Source organism: Guggenheimella bovis (assembly GCF_054492335.1).
On the sequence record NZ_JBQWTF010000001.1, the window covers coordinates 659,652 to 682,099 of the forward strand.

The 22,448-nt window shown below is 44.2% G+C and carries 22 protein-coding genes; 3 read left to right on the forward strand and 19 right to left on the reverse strand.

Features of this window, described 5'->3' with window-relative positions; all coding sequences use genetic code 11:
- Positions 1-29 precede the first annotated feature (29 nt).
- Positions 30-1,154 carry a MalY/PatB family protein gene (locus ACUB3H_RS03405; RefSeq protein ID WP_459129250.1) on the forward strand — a complete coding sequence of 375 codons (1,125 nt, stop codon included), beginning with the start codon at positions 30-32 and terminating at the stop codon, positions 1,152-1,154.
- On the opposite strand, the gene ACUB3H_RS03410 is transcribed toward ACUB3H_RS03405, so the two are convergent.
- From ACUB3H_RS03410 to ACUB3H_RS03465, 12 genes are all read right to left on the reverse strand, one after another.
- Complete coding sequence (locus tag ACUB3H_RS03410; protein ID WP_459129251.1) at positions 1,151-3,940, reverse strand: insulinase family protein; 2,790 nt, start codon at positions 3,938-3,940, stop codon at positions 1,151-1,153. The genes ACUB3H_RS03405 and ACUB3H_RS03410 overlap by 4 nt on opposite strands.
- Position 3,941: 1 nt before the next feature.
- Positions 3,942-4,253 (reverse strand): thioredoxin family protein, encoded by a 312-nt coding sequence (locus ACUB3H_RS03415; protein WP_459129252.1) that lies wholly within the window; start codon positions 4,251-4,253, stop codon positions 3,942-3,944.
- A 9-nt stretch (positions 4,254-4,262) separates the two neighbouring features.
- On the reverse strand, positions 4,263-6,002 hold the full coding sequence (locus ACUB3H_RS03420; protein ID WP_459129253.1) for an ABC transporter ATP-binding protein: 1,740 nt from the start codon (positions 6,000-6,002) through the stop codon (positions 4,263-4,265).
- On the reverse strand, positions 5,992-7,734 hold the full coding sequence (locus ACUB3H_RS03425; protein ID WP_459129254.1) for an ABC transporter ATP-binding protein: 1,743 nt from the start codon (positions 7,732-7,734) through the stop codon (positions 5,992-5,994). The genes ACUB3H_RS03420 and ACUB3H_RS03425 overlap by 11 nt, the downstream gene beginning before the upstream one ends.
- A gap of 2 nt (positions 7,735-7,736) precedes the next feature.
- Positions 7,737-8,705 (reverse strand): trigger factor, encoded by a 969-nt coding sequence (locus ACUB3H_RS03430; RefSeq protein WP_459129255.1) that lies wholly within the window; start codon positions 8,703-8,705, stop codon positions 7,737-7,739.
- A gap of 102 nt (positions 8,706-8,807) precedes the next feature.
- A complete protein-coding gene (locus ACUB3H_RS03435; protein WP_459129256.1) occupies positions 8,808-9,689 on the reverse strand; it encodes a sensor histidine kinase in 882 nt (293 codons plus the stop codon).
- A complete protein-coding gene (locus tag ACUB3H_RS03440) occupies positions 9,680-10,387 on the reverse strand; it encodes a hypothetical protein (protein WP_459129257.1) in 708 nt (235 codons plus the stop codon). The genes ACUB3H_RS03435 and ACUB3H_RS03440 overlap by 10 nt, the downstream gene beginning before the upstream one ends.
- Before the next feature lies 1 nt (position 10,388).
- A complete protein-coding gene (locus tag ACUB3H_RS03445) occupies positions 10,389-11,234 on the reverse strand; it encodes a hypothetical protein (RefSeq protein WP_459129258.1) in 846 nt (281 codons plus the stop codon).
- Positions 11,231-11,914 (reverse strand): response regulator transcription factor, encoded by a 684-nt coding sequence (locus ACUB3H_RS03450; RefSeq protein ID WP_459129259.1) that lies wholly within the window; start codon positions 11,912-11,914, stop codon positions 11,231-11,233. The genes ACUB3H_RS03445 and ACUB3H_RS03450 overlap by 4 nt, the downstream gene beginning before the upstream one ends.
- A gap of 91 nt (positions 11,915-12,005) precedes the next feature.
- Positions 12,006-13,346: a TRAP transporter large permease gene (locus ACUB3H_RS03455; RefSeq protein ID WP_459129260.1), complete on the reverse strand. Its 1,341-nt coding sequence runs from the start codon at positions 13,344-13,346 to the stop codon at positions 12,006-12,008.
- On the reverse strand, positions 13,346-13,846 hold the full coding sequence (locus ACUB3H_RS03460; RefSeq protein WP_459129261.1) for a TRAP transporter small permease: 501 nt from the start codon (positions 13,844-13,846) through the stop codon (positions 13,346-13,348). The genes ACUB3H_RS03455 and ACUB3H_RS03460 overlap by 1 nt, the downstream gene beginning before the upstream one ends.
- 77 nt (positions 13,847-13,923) lie before the next feature.
- Positions 13,924-15,000 carry a TRAP transporter substrate-binding protein gene (locus ACUB3H_RS03465; RefSeq protein ID WP_459129262.1) on the reverse strand — a complete coding sequence of 359 codons (1,077 nt, stop codon included), beginning with the start codon at positions 14,998-15,000 and terminating at the stop codon, positions 13,924-13,926.
- Between the two features lie 353 nt (positions 15,001-15,353).
- Here ACUB3H_RS03465 and ACUB3H_RS03470 point away from each other — a divergent pair, with 353 nt between their 5' ends.
- Together ACUB3H_RS03470 and ACUB3H_RS03475 are read left to right on the forward strand one after the other, a co-directional pair.
- Positions 15,354-16,535 carry a pyridoxal phosphate-dependent aminotransferase gene (locus tag ACUB3H_RS03470; protein ID WP_459129263.1) on the forward strand — a complete coding sequence of 394 codons (1,182 nt, stop codon included), beginning with the start codon at positions 15,354-15,356 and terminating at the stop codon, positions 16,533-16,535.
- A complete protein-coding gene (locus ACUB3H_RS03475) occupies positions 16,532-17,107 on the forward strand; it encodes an NUDIX hydrolase (protein WP_459129264.1) in 576 nt (191 codons plus the stop codon). The genes ACUB3H_RS03470 and ACUB3H_RS03475 overlap by 4 nt, the downstream gene beginning before the upstream one ends.
- A 20-nt stretch (positions 17,108-17,127) precedes the next feature.
- Here the strand turns inward: ACUB3H_RS03475 and ACUB3H_RS03480 are convergent, their stop codons facing one another.
- The 7 genes from ACUB3H_RS03480 to thyA are packed head-to-tail and all read right to left on the reverse strand — an operon-like array spanning position 17,128 to position 22,437.
- A complete protein-coding gene (locus ACUB3H_RS03480; protein WP_459129265.1) occupies positions 17,128-17,697 on the reverse strand; it encodes a rhodanese-like domain-containing protein in 570 nt (189 codons plus the stop codon).
- Positions 17,698-17,732: 35 nt separating this feature from the next.
- A complete protein-coding gene (locus tag ACUB3H_RS03485; RefSeq protein WP_459129266.1) occupies positions 17,733-17,891 on the reverse strand; it encodes a hypothetical protein in 159 nt (52 codons plus the stop codon).
- Complete coding sequence (locus ACUB3H_RS03490; RefSeq protein WP_459129267.1) at positions 17,881-18,534, reverse strand: copper homeostasis protein CutC; 654 nt, start codon at positions 18,532-18,534, stop codon at positions 17,881-17,883. The genes ACUB3H_RS03485 and ACUB3H_RS03490 overlap by 11 nt, the downstream gene beginning before the upstream one ends.
- Positions 18,527-19,600 carry an N-acetylglucosamine-6-phosphate deacetylase gene (gene nagA / locus ACUB3H_RS03495; RefSeq protein WP_459129268.1) on the reverse strand — a complete coding sequence of 358 codons (1,074 nt, stop codon included), beginning with the start codon at positions 19,598-19,600 and terminating at the stop codon, positions 18,527-18,529. The genes ACUB3H_RS03490 and nagA overlap by 8 nt, the downstream gene beginning before the upstream one ends.
- Positions 19,597-21,102 (reverse strand): M20/M25/M40 family metallo-hydrolase, encoded by a 1,506-nt coding sequence (locus tag ACUB3H_RS03500; protein ID WP_459129269.1) that lies wholly within the window; start codon positions 21,100-21,102, stop codon positions 19,597-19,599. The genes nagA and ACUB3H_RS03500 overlap by 4 nt, the downstream gene beginning before the upstream one ends.
- Entirely contained in the window at positions 21,095-21,598 is a 504-nt protein-coding gene (locus ACUB3H_RS03505) for a dihydrofolate reductase (protein WP_459129270.1), read from the reverse strand. The genes ACUB3H_RS03500 and ACUB3H_RS03505 overlap by 8 nt, the downstream gene beginning before the upstream one ends.
- A gap of 8 nt (positions 21,599-21,606) precedes the next feature.
- Entirely contained in the window at positions 21,607-22,437 is an 831-nt protein-coding gene (thyA, locus tag ACUB3H_RS03510) for a thymidylate synthase (RefSeq protein ID WP_459129271.1), read from the reverse strand.
- Between the last annotated feature and the right edge of the window lie 11 nt (positions 22,438-22,448).

Sequence of the window (22,448 nt, forward strand, 5' to 3'; positions counted from 1 at the left end):
AGCATATATTTTACGAACCAGAGGTGATTATGGAAAAGAGAGAAGACACATTTGCGGTCAAATATACCTACAGAAAAGCCCTCTTTGGAAGAGAGGATGTCATTCCGCTATGGGTTGCAGACATGGACCTACCGACTGCAGAGCCCATTGTAGAAGGCATCATCGAAAGAGCGAAGCATCCGATCTACGGCTATACCGATACGCCTAAAGAGGCGTTTGAAGCCTTTAAGGGCTACTATAAGAGACATCATAAGGTAGATCTAGGAGAAAACATCAGTTATGCTTCAAATCTCCTACAAGGACTTTTACTTTCTTTTAGAGCAGAACTCAAAGAACACGATAAAGTCCTCGTCTTTCCCCCTGTCTACTTCCCCTTCTATACGATCGTGAAGGAAGCGGGAATGGAACTCGTTCACTGCCCATTAAAGCATGGAAACGAGCGCTATGAGATCGACTGGGAACTTTTTCACGAGAAAGTGAAAGAGGTACAAGCAGTCCTACTCTGTTCACCCCATAACCCCGTAGGAAGAGTCTGGGACAAGGAAGAGCTTGAACGAATCGTTAAAGCGACAAAGGAACAGGGCGTCAAGCTGTATGTCGATGAAATTCATGCAGATATCGTCTATGAAAAGGACTTCACTTCCATTAGAGCGATCACAGAGGACTGTGTCCTTGTGACAGGACCCGGTAAGACCTTTAACATCGCAGGTCTTCAAGGTGCCTTTATCGTCCACTCCTCAAAAGATGAAAAGAAACGTTTTCAAAGGGAAGCGGAACACATTATGGCACTTGGGATGAATGCCTTTAATGCCATCGCTTTTATGAAAGCCTATGGAGAAAGCGATGAATGGCATAAAGAAAATCTCGATCTTTTAAGAAAAAATCGAGATTTACTCATAGAAGGTCTTAAGGAGATGGGAGGATACGAAGTACACCTCCCTGAAGCGACGTATCTCGCTTGGATCTCCTTTAAAAACTTAGAACTTACACCGGAAGACTTCTTTAAAAGAATGGCCGATAAAGGCGTCGGTGTACAGGATGGAAGGACCTTCTCACCAGGCGGTGAGTATTATACAAGAGTCAACTTTGCCCATCCAACGGAACACATTGAGAAAGCACTGAAGGCGTTTAAAGAGGTTCTTTTAGGAGTTTAGAGCATCGAGACTGTAAAAGTCTCCGATGCTTTTTTTAGTTCCTCTCCACCAATGGCTCCAAAGCATCCCTTTCTCATGACTTCTCCCATGATGGGAGCGTAACTTTTGAGTTTCTCTACGGTGCATTCGAACATTTCTCTTCGGTACTGTGCTCTGAGTTCGTCTGTATAACCTTCAAAGACAGACTTTAGGACGAGTTCCATGCGATCGTTTAGAGTTAGAGGATGACTGTAATCCCCGATGCAGCTAATGATGTAGCTTTCGATAGAGGTCGATTCACTGAGGTTTTCTAGATAGTCTTCGATACCATCGTATACCTTTAGTGTCTCTTCACTCTCTGGGTCTCTGTAGCTCGCTGCTAATACCGTTCCATTGCGGTCGGTCATGAGGCTTGCACCGTAGGCACCGCCTAGAACGCGAACCTTTTCCCAAAGGTAATCGGTCTCTAAGAGCTTTCTTAACACCTCGATCGATCCGTGATACTCATAGCCGAGCTTTTTCATGTTGTAGCCTTTGGCCACATAGTTCACCTCAGAAGGAATGAGGAATGCCTCTTTTTTATTCTCTTCACTAAAGACACTCTTCTCTTCCCCTTCAGGTGATGTAGGATGCATAGCAATCCATTCTCCTAGTAGGAGCTGTAGTTCTCTTTCGTGTTCTCCTGAATAGACACACGTCACTCGATCTCGAAAGAAAAGGTGTGAGGATAGCTCTTCTAGGTCTTTTTTAAGAGCTTCGATCTCTTCATCAAAGTTCTCTAGAATGGCTTTTAAACTAAGGTAAGCACTGATTCCAAAGAGCTCTTCCGCGATCGCTCCCTTTTCATCGAAATAGCTCTGAACACGGCCTGAAATCATCTGACTTCCGTTTTCAATGAGGTTTGCTTCCATGCTGTTGAGAAGCATCGAAAGTGCTTGATAGATGGTCTCTTCGTCTTCAAAGATCGTATTCGTTAAGACATCGAATAGAAGCTCAAGTGCTTCCTTTCGATTCTCTTCGAGGAATTTCAGGTAGATGTGAAGGGTTGGCTTTACCTCCCCGTCCTTTTCATAGACCGTGGGGTGAATGGTAAAGTTTCCCGTATGGAGAAGGATCTCACTCGTGAGCGTATTTCGGTCACGATTTTTTGTATCTAAGTAGCCTAAGAGTGTGGTATAGAGGTTGATTCTACGTAGTGCCTTGGAATCGAGTGTGACATCGATACACAAGGCTCCTATTCCCTCTTCCTTGTACTCTAAGAGGTAGAAGGGAAAGTTTCCTGGAAGCTTTAGATAGGGATTCTTTTCGATACCAGGATCGAGATCCTTTAATGTAAGCGAAGGAAGCTTCTCTAGCTCCTTAGGATCATCCTCTGTAAGCTGTCTCTTCTCTAAGGCTTCCATGGTAGAAAGAATTTCTTTTTCTAATCCCTCTACATGAAGTTCTTCTTCTTCGGGCATCGAGCCCTCTGGAACGAGCAGTACACTGACTCGGCTCTTATTCTTTAACAGTTCATTTTCTACGATGGGAGCAAAGTCTTCGAGTTTGATCTCATCGAGAATCGCATCGAATTCGAGCTTTTCTTTGGGATCGACTCCTCGGTCGTAGTTTTGTAGTAGATCTATTGTAAGTGTGATGCCCTTTGGATACGGTCCTTCATCAAGGAAGTCCTTTAGGGCAAAGCGAAAACGGTTCATCATGGCCGTAAGTAGGAGTGGATCAAAGCCCTCTCGTACGACGCGCTCGAGCTCTGAAAGAATCGTCTCTTCCACGATCTTTCCTTTGTTCTCCTCTACCCCACGAACGGTGATAAAGGCTAACGGATTGATGTACGACTCCTCAAAGAAGGCCGAAACGTCTGTGGCTAGACCTTGTTCAAAGAGCGCTCTCTTAATCGGACCATTGTCGGCATTCACAAGCACGTCGAGTGCGATGCGAAGTGCCATGTTCTCTTTTACATTTTTAAAGCTCGATAGGGAAAAACCCATGCCTAACGTTCCGAGCTCATCGTATGAAAAGCTCTTTTCTTCTAAGTATTTAGGCTCATCTAAAGGCGTGGAAGGAGACGCATCTTGGACACGTTCCCTTCTTGGAAAAGTAGAAAAGATGCGATCCAACTTTTCAAGTGCTCTTTCGATGTCGAGCTTTCCATAGAGTGCTACGACCGTATTCGATGGATGATAGTACTTCTTATGAAAGCCTACATACTCTTCTTGAGTAAGATTTCGAATGGCCTTGGGATCGCCTCCCGACTGATAGCCATAGACATTATCGTAGAGTTCTCTTTGCACCGACACCAAGAGCTTATGATCTGTCGATGCATTCATTCCCTTCATCTCGTTATAAACGACGCCGTTGTAGTACGCACCTTCTTCATCGAGTTCAATGTGATACCCTTCCTGGGCTAGGACGAGGGGATCCTTATGAAGGAGCGGAAAGTAGATGCTATCTAAGTAGACATCCATGAGGTTAAAGAATTCGGTCTCATTCGTCGTCGCAAAAGGATAGACGGTTCGATCCGGGAAGGTCATGGCATTTAAAAAGCTTGTGAGGGATCCCTTCATGAGATTCACGAAGGGATCCTTCACCTTGTAATTCATACTCCCCGAAAAAACTCCATGTTCTAGGATATGCGCGACGCCATTATCGGAATTAGGAAGCGTTCTTAACTGTAATGTAAACGCTCTCTCCTCGTCGGCTGTATCGTAGAACAGCACACGTGCCAATGTCTTTTTATGTTCGTAGGTCGTGAGTGTGCCTTCTGGAAAACGAATGGATTTTTCTTCTATTCGTTCGAAGCCATGCATTTTAGTACATGTACTCGCTAGCGATTTCTAAGATTCGATCGAGAGAAAGTGCGCCCATCTCTCGCTCTAACATTTTTCCATCTTTCATAAAGAAGATGGTTGGAACGCCAAGGATGCGTTGTTTCTTGCAGAACTCGCGGTTTTGATCGGAGTTGATCTTAAAGATGTTGATGAAAGGATAGTCAAACTCGAGCTCTTCGAGTGTCTTTGCGAGCGCTTTACAAGGCTCACATGTGGATCCATAGATATCTACGATAGAGAATCCTTCTTTTGTAGCTTCTTCAAATTCAGTTCCTTGAATTTCTTTAATCATAATAACTCCTTATTCATTGAGGATCGCCTGTTGTTGTAGGTCGATCATTCTTCTGTATAGTGGTGACTTTTGGTAGAGCTCTTCATGTGTACCTTGATCTTGAATCTCGCCCTCTTCCATGACGAGGATGTTGTCTGCCTTCTCGATCGTTTTGAGGTTGTGAGCGACGACGACAATGGTCTTACCCTTCATGAGATCGATGAGGCTTGAGGTGATCTCAAGTTCATTGATGGCGTCGAGGTTTGCTGTGGCTTCGTCCATGAGAAGGAATTCGGCATCGTTTACGATAGCTCGAGCGATGGCAACGCGCTGTCTCTGTCCACCAGAAAGCTTTTGACCAGACTCTCCGACGTGGGTATTGATGCCATCTTCTAGTTCATCGAGGAAGTCGACGTTTGCAATCTTTAGGATCTCTTGAAGTTCTTCTTCACTCACCTCGCGGTTTGCACCGTAGAGGATGTTGTCCTTCACCGTACCTGAAAGAAGTGGGCTATTTTGAATGACATAGCCGAATTTTCTTCTCCAGTCGTCTAGATGAATCTTTTTGATCTCGGTGTCTCCTAGGTAGATCTCACCGCTATCTGGCTCATAGAAGCGCTCTAAGAGCTTAAGAACCGTCGTCTTTCCACCGCCGGAAGGACCGACGATCGCTGTCATCTTTCCGTAAGGAATGTGACAAGAGAAATCTTTTAAGATTGGCTCGCCTTCTTTATATGAAAAATTGACCCCTTTTAATGTAATATCCTGACCGCCCGTCATTGAAACTTCTCTTTTTATTTGTTCTGCTGGTAGGTCAGTAATCTCTGCTACTGCAGTCGTAGCACCCTTTGTTCCTTGCATGTCTAAGAGCATCAAGATAAGTGTCTGGAAGCTATCGGGAAGAATGGCAATGAACATGTAGAAACTGATGAGCTCTTCTAGTTGAAGTGTTCCTTCATTCACCATGACACTTCCACCGACTAAGACGATTCCTGTAAGAATCGCTCTCATGAGGTGCTGGAAGCCTGTAAGAACAGTATCGTATTTGATGCGACTGACATCAATTTGGAACTTCGCTTCGTTTAGTTCGTGACCGCGTTTAATCTCCTCTTCTTCTGCTGCACTTGCTTTCATAAGCTTCATGTTTCCTAAGCGTTCGGAGAAGAAGCCTGTGAGCATGGAGAGGGCATCTTGTAGCATGAAGGTAATTTCAAAGATCCAGTTTCTTGCAGCTACAAAGAGCACCGAGTAGAAGACGACCATCGCTAGGATGACCCATGTGAGCGACGTAGAGAAGCTAAACATCATCTCGATACTAAAGTAGAGCGAGAAGAGAATCTGAAGAATCGTTAGGATTTCATCGATGATTCTTGCGGCTAGCACAGAGTCTGATGTCACACGGCTAATTAAGGTCGATGGAACAAGGCGTTCGTAGACCTTAATAGGTAGGCTAATGAAGCTCTTCCATGTGGCCGTCTGGATCTTACTCTCAAAGAGAATGTTTACGTAGTTTGAAAGGAGCGGAGCAAGGGACGCTAAGAGTCCGATGGCGCTGTAGTAGATGTAGTCGTTGACGAGTCCTGGTTCTTGAATCTCACCAGCGATGATCTTACCTGCAATCTCAATGACATAGACCGAAAGCTGACTTAGGTAGTAGATAAAGACGACTTGTAGGATGTAGAGCCACCACGGTAACTTAGACTTCCTAAAGAGGTCTATTAACGGCTTCCAAGAGGCTTCCTTGCGTTGAATTCTTGCTTTAGTTTGCATGACAAGCCTCCTCACTTGAAAATTCACATTCGAGTAAACGCTTGTAGAATGGACTGCGTTCCTTTAACTCTTCATGTGTTCCAATATCTTTAATCTGTCCCATATCTAATACGACAATTTGGTCTGCATTTTCAATCGTTCTCATGCGATGAGCGACGGCGATCGTGGTACGACCTTTACAGAGCTCAGAAAGCGAGTTCATAATGAGATATTCGCTCTCGGCATCGAGGTTTGATGTCGCTTCGTCGAGGAGGATGATATCAGGAGCCTTTAGAAGGATGCGCGTAAGAGCAATGCGCTGTCTTTCACCGCCCGATAGACCTTCACCGTTTTCAAGAAGAACCGTTTCATACCCGTCTTCAAAGCTCATGATGGTATCGTGAATACCTGCTTTTTGTGCAGCTAGAACGATCTCTTCATCGCTCACATTATCCATACCGTAGATGATATTTTCACGGATGGTACCAGAGAAGAGCTTGATCTCTTGCGTGACGTAGCCAAACTTTCTACGCCAGTCTTTGAGATCGTACTCATTGATGTTTTTCCCGTCGTAGATGATCGTTCCTTCCTGAGGTAGGAAGAAGCGTTCGATGAGACCTAAGAGCGTGGTCTTACCGGCACCGCTGGCTCCGACGATGGCTGTAAATTTCTTCTTAGGAATGATGAGATCGACATCGTTAAGAATCGTTCGTTCGCCGTAAGAGAAGGTGACATCTTTAAATACGATATCTTGAACGTCCTCATGAACAGGAACGCCTTCGTACGACTCACTCTTTTCTTCCATGAAGTCGTTGACGCGCTCGATCGAACCTTGAGCGGCCTTGAGTTCTGGCCAGAGCATTGTAATCATTCCGACTGCACTAGAAATTTGCTCGGAATAGAGGTAGTAGCTGATCCAGATGGCGATATCGATTTCACCCTTTTCGATGAGGGAGAGTCCGATGACGACAGAAAGAACGGTGTTAATCGTTCCCATCATGTCGCCGATCGCTAGGAAGATGGTATCGATAGCTGTGAGCTGATAACGTGCTTTGTTGAGCTCTTTAATCGCTTGTTGGCCCCTCATTTTTTCATGGTCTTCTTTGACAAAGGCCTTAACGAGAGGAACATTTACAAGCACTTGTGATAAGTACTCCGTGAGATTAGCGAGCTTAAACTGCTGCTTATAGGTAAAGTTAAAGGTCAAACGTCCTTGGAACCACTTGAGGAAAACCCAGAGTGGAATCATGATCAGTTGAACAGTAAGGAGAGTCGGATGGTATCCGGCTAGGTATGTAAGCGCTAAGTAGAGCGCATAGCCGTGTGCAAGCAAGCTTCCAATGACGTCTACAAAGAGTGCACCCATAGCTGTCGTGTCGGTTGTAATACGACTGATAAGCTCTTTCGGATTAATTCTTTGGTAAATGCTTAGAGGAAGTTCAACGACCTTCTCCCAAACAAGATTCAACACGTTTCGGTTGATCTTACACGTCGTATAACCTGAAAGATAGACGTAGATGATCGTAAGAATGGATCCACCGATTAAGATGAGTAACGCTGTACGAATGGTCTCAGGAGACAGATCCCCCATCGTAAGTTGCATCTGATAGTCTGGAAACATCATCGTCACTTTCGTCGCAACGAGATTAATAAAGACGGAAACGAAGATGAGTTTCCACGGAATTTTCGCTTGGCTCATGAGCCTAAAGAACTTTTTCCATACGCCTTTCTTGGCATGTCCGTTTGCTTCCATGTCTAAATTATCTCCACTTTGACGTCAGCTAAGTATTTATTGACAATGCGATGCTGAGCAGCTTCAATGTATTGGCTTGTAACGAATTCTTCGTAGGTCGTCACTTCTTTAAAGTCCTCTACGCTGCGTTCAAATTCCTTTGCCCAAGCTTCAATGCTAGCTTCATAGTCAACCGGTAAGATCGGAAGGTCTTCATCCTTTAAAATTTCTTTTGCGTAGATGGAGAACTTAAAGTCACGTTCCATCGTCTCTTCGACGCGCTTTTTAAGGTCGACATCTTTCGAATCCTCACCTGGATAGATGAACATGTCGATGATGTAGTCGTCGTAGCTTACGCCGTTTTCTTTGGCTTCTTTGTTGAAGTGCCAGTAGACTCTGTCTTTAAAGGCTTGAAGCTCTTCAGGATCGACATCTAATTTAATGTTTTCGATGAGATATTGACTCACAAACTCAGCAGCGTCTTCGTAGTAGCGATCGACTGCAGCATCCTCAATGAACTCCTTCTCCATCACTTTTTTGTACGACTCAATGGAATCGACATCGGGGTAGAAGGCAGAGATTTCTCTCTTTAGCATGTCCCAAGTGAGTTCTGGAACATTCTTCGTTTTGACGTCTAAAACGGTAAATAGGACATCCTTTTCGTCAATCTGAATCTTCTTCGCATCTCCCTTTCTCATACCAATGAGATGATACTCGAGAAAGCGATTGTAGAGGCCTTTTCCAACGGTTAAAGGGAGCTTTGGCTTATTGTACTTAGGAAGCTCACTCTCGACTTTGATGGTGACGATATCACCCTCTTGAATCATGTAGTCTGCTTCTGTCTCAATGACTTGTCCGTAGCGCTTTGCGATGCGGTTTAGTTCATCGGTAATACGCTTTTCAATTTCTTCCTTTTCGACCTGTACCTTGAGCATTTCTGGTTCAAATGGTAGGTCTTCAATCATTGGGTACGATAGTAGTTTTGTCTTCATCTTGCACCTCTTTTCAAATTGTTAATGAGATTTTAACAAAAAAAAATAAAGAACCCCTTAAGGAACATCCTAGTGTTTCTGTGGGAATTCTTTAGAATTTCTTTAGAGCAGAATTTTTATCGTGAAGATTCCGTTTTGAAAGGAGAGTTCACTCTTTCCACCCATGCGCTCCAAATAGGAATCGATGATCGCAAGGCCGAGTCCAGTGGAGCCTTCGGGGCGGTTTCCTTCGGCACGAACGTAGCTGTTTTTAAGGGCATTCACATCTGTAATCTGCTGTTCGGTGGGATTGGAAAAGCTCATTTCGAGGTGTGGATCTTTCTTTATAGAGATGAAAAGCTTTTCTTTTCCGTAGCGCAGGGCATTTTGGATCACATTTGAAAGAATCTGCTCGATGGCTTCGGGATCCTGAAAGATGAGGATCTCTTCTTCGGGGAGATCAAAGGAGAGTTCAATATTTTTTAGGCGAAATTCTTCATAAAAGGCAAAGAAGATTTCCTGAACGGCTTCTACGAGATTGATTCTCTTAGGACTCAGTTCGAAGCGCTTATCTCTTAGCTTTGTAAAGCGAAAGAGGTCCTCTAAGAGGTCATTTAATACCTCTAAGCGCTTTCTTGAGATATCGAGCATCTCGCGTTCCTTTTCACCGATCTCACCCTTCATCACAAGTTCAATGTAGCCCTTGGCAGGCGTAAGAGGCGTTCTTAGGTCGTGACTTAAGCTCGAAAGCGTATGCTGCATCTCTTGATTTCCCTCTTCGATCGATGACATCTGCTGTCTTACGGTATAGAGGAGCTTATTTAATAATTCCACGATCGTTCGATAAGACGTATTCGGGCTCTCTACAGGAATTTCTACGGTGCTACTACTTGAAAGGCGCGACTCTAAATCTTTCGCGAGACACTTTATGGCATGGCGGTCTCTGAAGTAGAGATAGCATACGATGAGTAGAAGGATTAGAAGAACGATATCGATCACATCCATACCGATACATCCTTTCGTTTAAAGATGAAAAAGCCGACGAGTAAGAGGATCAAAAAGTATCCTAGGCTTATGGCTTGAAGCTGAATTGCTGGAGGCCTACCAGGCGTAAAGAAGAGGTATCCTGCATAGCAGAGGGGATTGAAGATTCCGATCATCCACTGCCCTAAAAAGTCGAACTTCAACATGACTAAAAGAGCGGTCGATAATATGAAGATGACGAGAGGGCGGTCGATAAGTAAAAAGAGCAGCGTAGAAATCATGGCAAAGAGACACTGAGAGAGAATCCATAGCGAGATGTAGTCAAAGGTGTCTCTTGAGAAGGAAAACTTTCCGCTAATAGAGAGATTGATCGTTACGAGTAGTAAAAGTTCTAAGAGAAAGAACGAGTATAGTACGGCGATGTTTTTAAGGTAAACAAACGACCTCGAATTCGAGCTTAGAATCTCTAGCTTAAAGTCGTAAGAACGAAAGAGCTTATTTAACGTAAAGATAAAAGACCACGTGACGAGAAATGGAATCAGGCTAAAATCGAGTGTGTAAAAAAGCAAGTAGGAGTCGCTTTCAGAGAGCGCATTATCAGAGATGGTCGTAAGAACCTGACGCTTTGTAACAATAATGATCAAGAGCTCAAGTACAAAGATGATTCTTAAAAAAGGGTCGCGAAAGAGATCCTTGAGTCGTTCAAAATAGTAAGCCATGTTATTCCCCTAGCGTGTTTAGTAGGTGCGCAAGATCTTTCTCGACTAAGTGAATGGAATGCACTTTGATGCCAGCCTTTACGAGCTTTTCGTTGAGTTCGTAAGGCTCTAAAAGTTCCTCCACAGAAAGCTTTCCTTCATCCGAAACCTTATAAGGGATGGAGCATTGATCTAAGAGCACCGTGCATTCACTTAATGGACTTGCAGAGATCTCAATATAGCGCGCACTCCTCTCTTCTAAGAGGGCATCGTCGATAGAGATCCACTGATCCTTACTGTATAAAAAAATTCGATCGGCGAGATCTAAGTAGTTTCGAAGGTCGTTTGTCGCAATCACGATGGTCACGCCGTACTTCTTATTGATCGTTACGAGCATGCGTAAAAATCGCTCATATTCAAGGAGCGACTGAAAGGGTGAAAAGTGATTGAGAAGTAAGAGATCGGGCGAGGGAAAGAGAGTCATCGCAACCTTCACCCACACCATCTGATCGTTCGAGAGACTTTCGAGTGGACGATCAAAGAGCTCGCTTAAGTGAAGTAGCTCATCGGCCTCTTGAATGCTCCGCTCAGGATTTGAAAGCTTTAAGCTCTTACAGACGCTTTGAAACTTACGCTTTACCGTCATCGTGCCCTTTAAGGGCTCAGAAGGTGAAAGGTATGCGAGTCGCCTGTGATCGAGCACTGTTCCAAAGGCTTTTATGCGAATCGAAGTGTCGATTCGAAGCCCTGATACGACGTGAAGAAGTCTCTTCGAATGCTCCCCACGAGGATCAAAGAGCACACTAATAGAACCCCTATGAATACAGAGGGTATGGCGGTCGGAATAGATCTCTAATGCGTACTTCATTGGTCGTTCATCTTTATACCGAGACCCCAAATGGTCTTGATATACTCCTTACTCGTCACCTTCTTCATCTTCTTACGAATGTTTGAGAGGTGAATGTTGATGACATTTTCATCACTGAAGCCCTCATAACCCCAGACGGCATAGTAGAGATTCTTCTTCGTAAAGACCCAGTTGGGTCGCTCCATGAGTTCCTTTAGAAGTTGAAACTCATAGTTTGTAAGTGGAACCTCTTTCGAACCGACAAAGAGCGTCTTAAGGTTTAAGTCGAGCGTGAGGTCATCAAAGCGCAAGGTCTCCACTACCTCTACCTTCTCCTGCTTGACTCTTCTTAAGACTGCGCTGATTCGTAGGAGTACCTCTTCGTTATCAAAGGGCTTTTGAATAAAATCGTCTGCACCGAGCTTAAAGAGCTGAATACGACTCGAAACATCGTTCTTTGCACTGATGACGATCACGGGAACGGCTGCATCCATAGCCTTTATTTCTTTAATGACCTCTTCCCCGTTTAAGCCGGGAAGCATGAGGTCTAAAAGAATGAGCTCAAAGGAGTTTTCCTTTAGAACGCGAAGGGCTTCTGTTCCACTAAAGGCTTGATCTGTCGTATAGCCAGCATCTTCAAGGAGTCGCTTTAAGACATCTGATATAAAGTTGTCATCTTCAACGATTAGAATTTTTGCCATAACGTTCCTTTACTACTTTGAGTATAGCATAAGAGAACTAAAGATACGAAAAAAGCCAGGCTAAAAAGCCTGGTCTTCTTCAACTAAGGCACTACTTGATAAATACTAAGGATATCCAAGGTACGTAGGTGATGAGTAAGAGTCCAACAACTCCTACCAGGAAGTATGGGAGAACGTACTTAAACATCTCCTCCATCTTGATCTTCGCGACTGCTGCACCGACGAAGAGGTTACAACCATAAGGCGGTGAGCAAAGTCCTAATGCGAGGTTTACGGCCATGATAACACCAAAGTGAATGGGGTTAACGTTCATAGCTTTTACCGTATCTAAAAGCATGGGAGCCATGATGATAATAGCTGGAACCGTATCTAAGAAGCATCCAACGGCAAGTAGGATCATGTTGATGAGAAGTAGCACGATCACAGGGTTATCGGATACATTCGATAAGAAGACACTGATCGCTTGTGGCACTTGCTCGAACGTCATGAAGGTTGAGAATACGGTTGAGTATCCAAGAAGGAATGACGTAACACCGTTTAGAACAGCGGAATCGAGAACCGTGTTAAGCATATCCTTCATGTTCATGTCTTTGTACCAGAAGAGGCTAATGAGCGCAGAGTAAACAACAGATACTGCAGCGGCTTCTGTCGGTGTGAAGATACCTGAGTAAATACCACCGAGGATAATACCAGGTGATAAAAGTGCTGGGATACCGTCGACTAAAGAGTGACCAAGTCTCTTCCAACGACTCTGCATAGCACCTTTCATGGTGGATTCATCGGCATCATCGATCTCATCATATTTCGCGTCGATGTGATCAAACTTTCCAGCTAGATCGATACCTCTCTTCTTACACATACGGATGTTAAGTAAGATGAAGAGGATGCCTAGAAGAATTCCAGGAAGTACGCCAGCTAAGAAGAGCTGAGGAACGCTCACTTTGGTTGCAGCGCCGTAAAGTACGAAGGAAAGGCTTGGAGGAATGATCGGTCCAAGGACACCACCAAAGCACACAACCGTTGCAGCGTAAGCAGAAGGATAACCCTTCTTCTTCATCTCAGGAATCATCATTCCACCGATCGCTGAAGTCGTAGCCATTCCGGAACCACAGAGAGCTCCGAAGAACATACTAGAAAGGATGGCAACACAACCTAGAGCTCCTGTCACGAAGTCGATGAGTGCAGAAGCAAAGTTTACAATACGCTTTGCGATACCACCTGTACTCATGATGGAACCAGCGAGCATAAAGAAAGGAATAGCCATTACTGTAAAGGAACTGATACCTGAATAGCAGTACTGAGCAGAAATAACCATGTTCAGATCAGAACCAAAGTACATGCCAAGAATAGTCGCTCCACCAATGGCGAATCCTACAGGTACACCGATCATGAGCATGACGAAAAGAGCGATAAATAAGATTTGAATACCCATTATTTCACCTCTTCCCCTTCGATCGGCTCACCTTGACCAAGAGCTCGAATGTGATCCGAGATCGTAACAAGGCAGCGAATGATCATTAAGATCGTACCAACAAGCACCGAAAGGTAGCCATAGGACATACTGATTTTAATTCCAGCATAAGGTGTCGATGCTTGAGAGAGGACGAGTGAATAGGAATAGTATGCTGTGATCACACAGATTCCAATGACAATGAGTTCTGAAATGATCTCTACAACCTTTTTTAAACCATAGGGTAGACGATCCGTGAGCATCGTAATACGGATATGTTCATTTTTTCGTTGACCGATCGAGATACCGATCCAAGAAATCCAAACGAAGATGAACTTACCCAATTCTTCAGACCAAGAGAGAGAGTTCTTACTAAAACGCATGATAACTTGAAAGAAAATAATGAGTACCATTGCGATAAACATCGATACGAGGAAGAACTCTTCAATCCTGTCTAAGACGGATAGAACTTTTTTCTTCATAGTTTCTCCTTGATATGTAAATACGTAAATGAAAAGAAAGAACTCGGATGAGTAACACTCATCCGAGTGATGAGTTCTTACTTAGGAACGGTAGCGAGCCACTTATCCATGACTTCGTCGCCAACTTGCTTACGTAAGTTGTCATAAACAGGTTGAACGGCTTTCTTGAACGCTTCCACTTCTTCTGGAGTAAGTTCTTCTACTGTAGCGCCTTCATTCTTGAAACGCTCGATGTATTTTTGTTCGTTTGCACGCTCTTCATCGCGTTGCTTTTGAGCCATTAAATGAACACCTTCCATGAAGATTTTCTTTTCAGCTTCTGGCATCTTGTCGATCCATTCTTTGGAGCAAACGAGTGGGAATGGTGAGCTTGCATGGTTTGTAAGTGTAATGTGTTTAGCGATTTCATGAAGAGAGAAGTCGTTGAATACGCCGAGAGAGTGGTCGAGAGCATTTACTTGTCCTTGGGATAGAGAAGTAATAACTTCACTCCAAGCCATAGGTGTTGGGTTTGCACCCATTGCCTTCCAAAGCTCAATGTTTAATTCGTTTTGAGCGATACGAATCTTTTGACCCTTCAGGTCTTCAGAGTTATGGTAGTTTTTATCTTTACTAATGACTTGACGCATACCGTTGTAGAACATGTCGAGGCAGTAGTAGCCAGCATCAGCGAGTGTTTCGTTAAATACGTCTAGTCCACCTAGTTCGAAAGTTCCTTTGATCCAGTCTTCATATGTAGGATAGAGGTATGGTAGGTCGATGCAGCTTGATGCAGGTCCTGCAGCTGTTGTTACGACACTTGAAAGGTCGAATGCAACTTGAAGTGTTCCAAGCTTAACACCAGCGAAAAGGTCTGGTGAGTCACCAAGTTGTCCGTCAGGATAAACAGTTACTTTAAACTTACCAGGTGCTTTTTCTTCGAGGTATTCACCTAACCAAACAGCAGCTTTGTGAGTAGAACGTGAAGAGGAGTCTGTATGACCAATCTTAACTTCAATGACTCCGTCAGCAGCTGGGCTTGCAGAATCTGTGCTTGAAGCTTCATTGCTTTGACCATTGTCTTTGTTCTTGTCACTAGGACGTTCGCAGCTTACAACGAGGCTCAAGGTTAAAACGAGTACCAAGAGCAGAGCAATAGTTCTTTTTAGTTTCATGATAATCTCCTTAAAAAATTTAGAATGTGGTAGTGCAGTAGGGCGTTTGTAGTGAATTTTTCCTCCTTCTTTTTTTATTCTCTGAGTTCCCGATTTATGTATCGGTAATGGATGATCTTACACTTACTGTCGTAACTGTGTATATTATCATTATTGTAAAAGATAGATAATTACCAATGTTGTTACAAAAATAAACGTAAATCAATCCGCTGAATCCAATATAATATACCGGCGTAAAAAAGACAACCGGATAATAGAAAGTATTCACATCATAGGTAAAATTTATTCGTTCTAATAGCCTGTGTTAAACAGCTAACGTATGTTATAATCTATGGGCAACTTAAGGAGGAAGAATGTTATCGAAACGTGCAAAAGCAATCAGTCCGTCCATTACACTTTCAATCAGTGCTAGAGTGAAGCAAATGAAAGCTGACGGCATTCCTGTCATTAACTTATCTATTGGTGAGCCCGATTTCCCTACACCAGAATGTGCAAAACAAGGCGGAATCGAAGCCATCGAACAAAACATGACAAAGTATGATGTCGCTACGGGTAACCTCGAGCTTAAGAAGGAAATCGTTAGAAAGCTCAAGGAAGAAAACGGGATCGATTATGAGACCGATCAAATTGTCGTATCGAGCGGTGCAAAGTTTTCTATCACCAATACCATTCTTACGACACTAAACCCTGGTGACGAGGTTATCATTCCTGTTCCCTACTGGGTTAGCTATCCTGAAATCGTAGAACTCCTAGGAGCTAACGCCATCTACGTAAAGACCAAGAAGGAAAATGGCTTTAAGCTAACACTCGAAGACCTCGAAGGAAAAGTGACAGAGAACACACGTATGGTTATTATCAATAACCCATCCAACCCAACAGGTAACGTGTACACGAAGGAAGAACTCCTTCCCATCTGTGACTACTTTACGAAAAAAGGAATCCTCATCCTAGCCGATGAAATCTATGAAAGAATCGTCTACGATGCAGAATTCACATCGATCGCAGCTCTTTCAGAAGAGATTAAGAACAACACCGTTATCGTAAACGGCCTTTCAAAGTCCGCTTCCATGACAGGTTGGAGAATCGGTTACACAGCATGCAATAAGGAGATGGCAAAGAGCATGGGTAGCGTTCAATCGCACCTCGTAAGCCACCCATCTACAGTAAGTATGCACGCTGCACTCTTCGCTCTTCGTGACTGCAAGAGTGAAATTGAACGCATGCGTCAAGAATACATGGGTCGTAGAGACATGATCGCGAAGTTCTTTAAAGAAGAGCTTCCTGAGATTCAAATTATCCCACCAAAGGGAGCTTTCTACGTCTTTATCGACATCAGTCCATTAAGAGAAAAGATTCAAGCTACAAGCCTAAGCCTTGAAGTCTGCCAAAAGATGCTAGACCGTGAGGTAGCTTTCGTTCCTGGTATCGGTTTCGGTGAAGATGACTTCATCCGCATGAGCTATGCTGCAAGCCGTGAAGACATCACGGAAGGCTTACAGCGCTTCAAAGCTTTTGTAAAAGAAATTCTTAAATGAAAATTTTAGACGTTTCAGAAAAGCCACTTAAATACCTAAAGAGCTTCTCTATCGAGTATCTCGATAGGACGGGAACCAAGAGAAACTGGGAAATGGTCTCTAGAAAAGGAAAAGATCGCCTCGTAAAGGAGATCTTTGAACATGAATACGGCTCCGATGGACCGATGATCGTCGCCTGGAATGAAAAGAAGGACACGCTTGTCATGATCAAGGAGTTTCGTGTCGTTCACGGAAAAGAGATCTATAGCTTTCCAGCAGGTCTCATCGATGACGGAGAAACGCTAGAAGAAGCTGCCGTTCGTGAGTTTAAAGAAGAAACAGGATTAGACTTTCACTATCTAGGTAAAGACGGTCCTCGTTATACCTCCGTCGGACTCTCGAACGAACGCGTCGAAACGGCCTTTGGTACGTACAGTGGAACGGTTTCTAAGGATCTACTAGAGGCTTCCGAAGAGATTGAGGTGCTCTTTGTAAACCGTGAAGAAGCGATCAGGCTTCTAAAGGAAGAAGAGCTTCCCATTCGAACGGCTTTTATCCTGAAACATTTTTTCAACCTACCTTTATATGACTAGAGCGGGACTTGTGTCCCGCTCTACTTTTCTATTTCTCCCTTGTAACCCATGATTCCACCTGCATCGATCGCTTGAAAGCCCACTTCATCTAGCATCTCTCGAGCAATGCTCGAACGATGACCACTTCGACAGTAGATGATATAGAGCGTGTCTTTATCGAGATTTTTCACATCTCTAGAGAGCGATTCTACAGGAGATAGCTGGGCGGTAGGGATGTGCCCCTCATCGTACTCTTCTTTCGTTCTCACATCTAAGAGCACGACCTTGTCCTGTAAGAGTTCCTTTAGTTTCACCGCTTGCTCTAACGTAATGCGCACAGGAAACTTCTCTACAGGAACGACGTTTTCTACGTCAAATTGAACTGGGAAGCTTTCTCTAATCGCTCCCACGCGTTCCACTTCAATGATATCTCCCACCTTAACCTCTTTTTCTAAGGAAATCCTCACGGGATCTCCCTCTTTCATTCCATGCGTTTGACTTACGACTAAAAATGTCTTCTCAGGTAATGCCATGAGCTTCATTTTCTCGCTCTCTTTTGGGCTACAGCCTAAAAGAAGCACACAGAGAAGAAGGATCAGTATTTTTTTCATAGTACCTCTACAGAAAAAGAACACCTCTAAAGGTGTTACTTTCGACCTAATGTTCCGAGTAGGATGAGTGCAACACCCACTACGATGATGACGGGAAGTAAGCTTGTGACGATGTTTAGTACGAAGGAAAGAATCGCGAGACCGATGATGACGAGTAGGATGATCTTTAAGGGCGAAAGATTCTTAGGTTCCATAGGAACTCCTTTCTAAGATGGCTTCAACTTGTTTTACCTTATGTTCATCAATTCCCTCTGTTCTTACCCCGGTACCCATGTGAATATCGAAAGAATAGGAGGAAAGGATCGATAAAATCTCTGGAAGCGTCTCTATGCGAACGCCTCCACCCAAAATGATGCGCTTCGAAGTACTTTCGAGCATGTTCTTAAGAAGACTTAGATCACCTTTTCCATTCGTAAGAACGTACTTTACAAAGTCAAAGTCTTCTAACTCTCTTAAGACGTCGAGTGGCCGACTGCTTTCATCGATCGCACGGTGAAAGGTCATCGTAATGCCATAGGGCTTAAAGCTTTCTAAAGCTTCTCGGTCGAGTGAGCCGTCCTCTTTTAAAGCGCCAAAGACAAAGTGCTTAACGCCTAGATCTAAGAAGGGCTTCATGGTCTTATGAAGTGTTTTAAGGTCATCCTCTTTTAAGACAAAGGAAGTTGTCTCACGAAGCATAACGGAGGGAAAAAAGCCTACATCGATCGCTTCTTTTACGAGTTCTATCGGAGGTGTCATTCCCCCCAGGTGAAGATCTCTAACGAGTTCCACTCGCCTCGGTCCCAACTCCTTTAAACGCCTTACATCTTCGATTTCATAACAGATAATTTCAAACACGTTGTCCTCTAAAATACACGCGGTCGATTCTTTCGTCTTTTAAAATCACAAAGTTCGAATAATGTCCCTCTACGATACTTCCTTCCCTGTCGTCGATCCCTAACACTTTCGCCGGAATACTCGTAAGCGATCGAAGAATCGATTCAAGAGGAAGTGTCGTCTCCTTTTGAAGGAAATGTATAACATCTAAAGGACTTACGATAGAACCGGAAATGACCCCGTCTCTATGGGCAAGTCTCCCCTCTACCGTAACCTCTCTTCCACCTAAAAGATATGTTCCATCCGAGAGTCCTCTCGCTCGCATACTGTCGGTAATAAAGACGAGCTTATCATTTTTAACCTTTGCTACGAGCTCGATGATCTTCGGATGCACGTGAATTCCATCAGGAATGACTTCTACCGACACATCCTCCGTTAGTGCTGCTCCTACGACACCTGGCTCTCTATGGTGAAGTCCTCTCATGGCATTAAAGAGGTGTGATACGTGCTTTACTCCACCCCTTATAGCCCGGACACACTCATCATACGTCGCATCACTATGAGCGATCGATAAAATGACATCATCTTTTAAAGCATGAATAAACGTAAGCTCTGGGTCTAGTTCTGGTGCAAAGGAAACTACTTTTATGAGATCTAGGTTTCTCTTTACAAAGTCTATATTAGGTAACTGAAAAGACTTTGTTTCCTGGGCCCCGCTTTTCTTTGGATTGAGGAAGGGCCCTTCGAGGTGGATACCGAGAAAGTTCTCTACCTTCTCCTTTCGAAAGCTTTGAAAGAGCTCATCGAGTTCATCGAGAGGGGCTGTCATGGTGGTCGCTAAAAATCCGGTGACGCCGTCTTTTAAAAGGGCTTTCGAAAGTTCCTTTAGGTTTCCGTCCATCGTATCAATGCCTTTTAGACCATGGACGTGAAGCTCGATAAAACCGGGGATTAAGAGGCCTTCGAAGGCCTCTACTTCCCCGTGATAGTTATCTATTTCAACTATTTTTTCAATGTACTCTGAAAAACAGACGACGCGCTCCTTGATTCCATCTAGTGTAAATACACGGCCTCTTAGCGCTTTCACTTGGCGTAATGCTCCGAAAGCGTCTTCACGTACTCCAGAGATCGTTCGAGGTCAGGCCTGTAGACGCGCTCTGTCAGCTGATGGAGATCCTTTCCCCAAGGTCCAACGTTTAGTACGAGCATGGGCTCTTCTTCGTTGAGTTCTAGACTATAGATCTCTTCATCCCAAAGGGGCATCAATTCGTCGATACCTTGAAGGCTCTTTTTATTCGTATTCATGTAGCTCATATCACTAATTCCTTGGAAGTAATGAACGAGCTCGACATCCTCGAGTTTCTTTGAGGGATCTTCTTTTTCGTTACGAATGGCTGGATAAAAAGGCGGGCAGATGGTTAGAACCACAAAGGGTTCTTTGAGCTTTATACGCTCTGTTAGGCTTGCGATAAAGTGCATGTTGCCATCGACCACATTTCTTCCTTCAAGAGAAGCTTTTCGAATGGCCTTGAGTTCTTCTGCGTCGATGCGCTTTTTAAGGTCCTCAAACGTATAGACGCCGGGGTAGAGTTCTGTCGGTTCTACTCCATTCGCTTTACACGTTTCGTTATAGTGAGAAATGGCATCCTGTAGTGCTTTTTCACTGAAGGTCTTCATGCCATCTAGGATCTCTTTAGGGGAGCGCTCAAAGGTTAGAAAGCTCATGTAACTTCCTGCGCGCTCTGGAATGGAGGCATCGTAGACACTCTTAAAGTCTCTTAAGAAGCCCCAGGTAGGAGGAACGGAACGTTCTCCTTCGAAGGAATCAGTAAAGTGCATGGAAAGCTCTGTATCGGACACGAGTCGAGAGAGGACGGAGAGTGGATTAAAGCCTTCGAGGGCTTTACCGATGTGACTCTTTTTACCCCCCACGTACACTTGAAGCATGAGTTTACCGATGGATCCGCCGTAGACGCGGTACTTTCCGTTCGGTCTTTCATGCGGCTCCGTATTGATTAAAAGTGTATAGTGAAGTCCTTCTTTTTCCTTAAATTCTTTAAGTAAACCGAAGGCACTACGCATACCCGTAGATAATCGCTCTTCGTCGGAAACGGATAGAAAGAGGAGGTTCATGGGTAGCTTTTCACGAATGGCATACTTTAGCATCTCGAGTTCGATCGCAAGACCTGCCTTCATGTCGGCACCACCTCTACAGAAGATCCAGTCGTCATTTCCCAGATCCTCTGTGGCATCGTGCGACAGTTCGAGCTTCTTTAAGGCTTCCTTTAGTTCCTCTGGTTTAAAAGCAATGTCTTTTAGGTCTCCGTAGCATTCAATGTCTACGACATCATGGTGATGCATGAGAATGACGGTATTCTTATCGCCACCTTTATAGAGCGCGTAGACATTTCTTCTTCCGAGTGTCTCTTGCTTGAGTTCCTGAAGGCCGACATACTCTGGGTGCGCTTTAAAATAATCGATCTCACTTAGCTCTTTAAAGAGCGCTTCTTCTACATCGCGTTCAAGTACGGTTCCCGTATCACTTTGGATCGCGACGTACTTATTCATCGTCTTTTCGATGTTATTCATGCTTCACCTTCGTATGCTTATAGATAGCTCTCTTGTAATTCACTTGTTCATCGTGAAAGAGCTCTGATTCACTTTCAAGTTCCCAGCCTTCGAGTTCATCGAGGTTCGGAAAGTAGCGATCGACATCGTCGTATTCGAAATCGATCTTCGTGATGATGGCCTTTTCGCAGTATGGTAAAAACTTCTTATAGATCTCTGCCCCACCCATGATGACAAAGTCATCCGGATCCATCGTCTTTGAAAGAGCGAGTGCTTCTTCCATGCTTGAAATGACTTCGAAGCCAGGGACCTCTAAGTCTGAACGAGTAAGGATGATATTTCTTCTAGAAACGAGGGGCTTTTTTCCCGGTAGGGACTCATACGTCTTACGACCCATGAGAACGGTCTTATGGATCGTCTGCTCTTTAAAGAACTTGAGGTCGCTCTTTAAGTGAATGAGCATATCTCCTTTAAGTCCTATGCCCCAGTTTTTATCTACATTTACAATGGCAAACACAATTCCTCCTATATGGCGATCTCGATCTCTCCGAGATCATCACCGTATTCATACCCCTCTAGCTTGAAATCGTCTGCAGTAAAGTCGTAGAAATCCTTGACATCAGGATTCATCCAAAGCTTGGGAGCTTTTCGTGGCTCTCTTTCAATGAGCTTTTTTACGAGTGGAACGTGTCGGTCGTAAATATGAGCGTCTGCTATGACGTGGACCAGTTCTCCCACTTCAAAGCCTGACACTTGAGCCATCATGTGCACAAGAAATGCATACTGAACGACATTCCAGTTGTTAGCAGCTAAGACATCGTTACTTCTCTGATGCAAAATGGCATTCAGTTTCTTTCCTGTGACATTAAACGTCACCGAGTAGGCACAAGGATAGAGGTTCATCTCATGAAGATCCTCGTGGACGTAGATGTTTGTCATGATGCGGCGACTATAGGGGTTGTGCTTTAAATCGTAGAGCACGCGATCCACCTGGTCGAAGTCACCCTCTTTATAGTGGTGCTTCACGCCGAGCTGATAGCCATAGGCCTTACCGATAGAACCATCGGGATCAGCCCACTCATCCCAGACGTGACCCTTAAGATCTTTAATGTTGTTGCTCTTTAGCTTCCAGATCCAAAGGAGCTCCTGTAGAGCTGTCCTGTAGTACGTACGGCGAAGGGTTAGAACGGGAAACTCCTCACTTAAGTCGTAGCGATTGACGATGCCAAAGCGCTTGATCGTATGAGCAGGCGTACCGTCACTCCAACGCGCACGAACCTCTTCCCCTTCAGAAGAAAACCCGTTTTCTATGATATCTCTACACATGGAAATAAATAATTCATCTGCTTTACTCATCTTGAACTCCT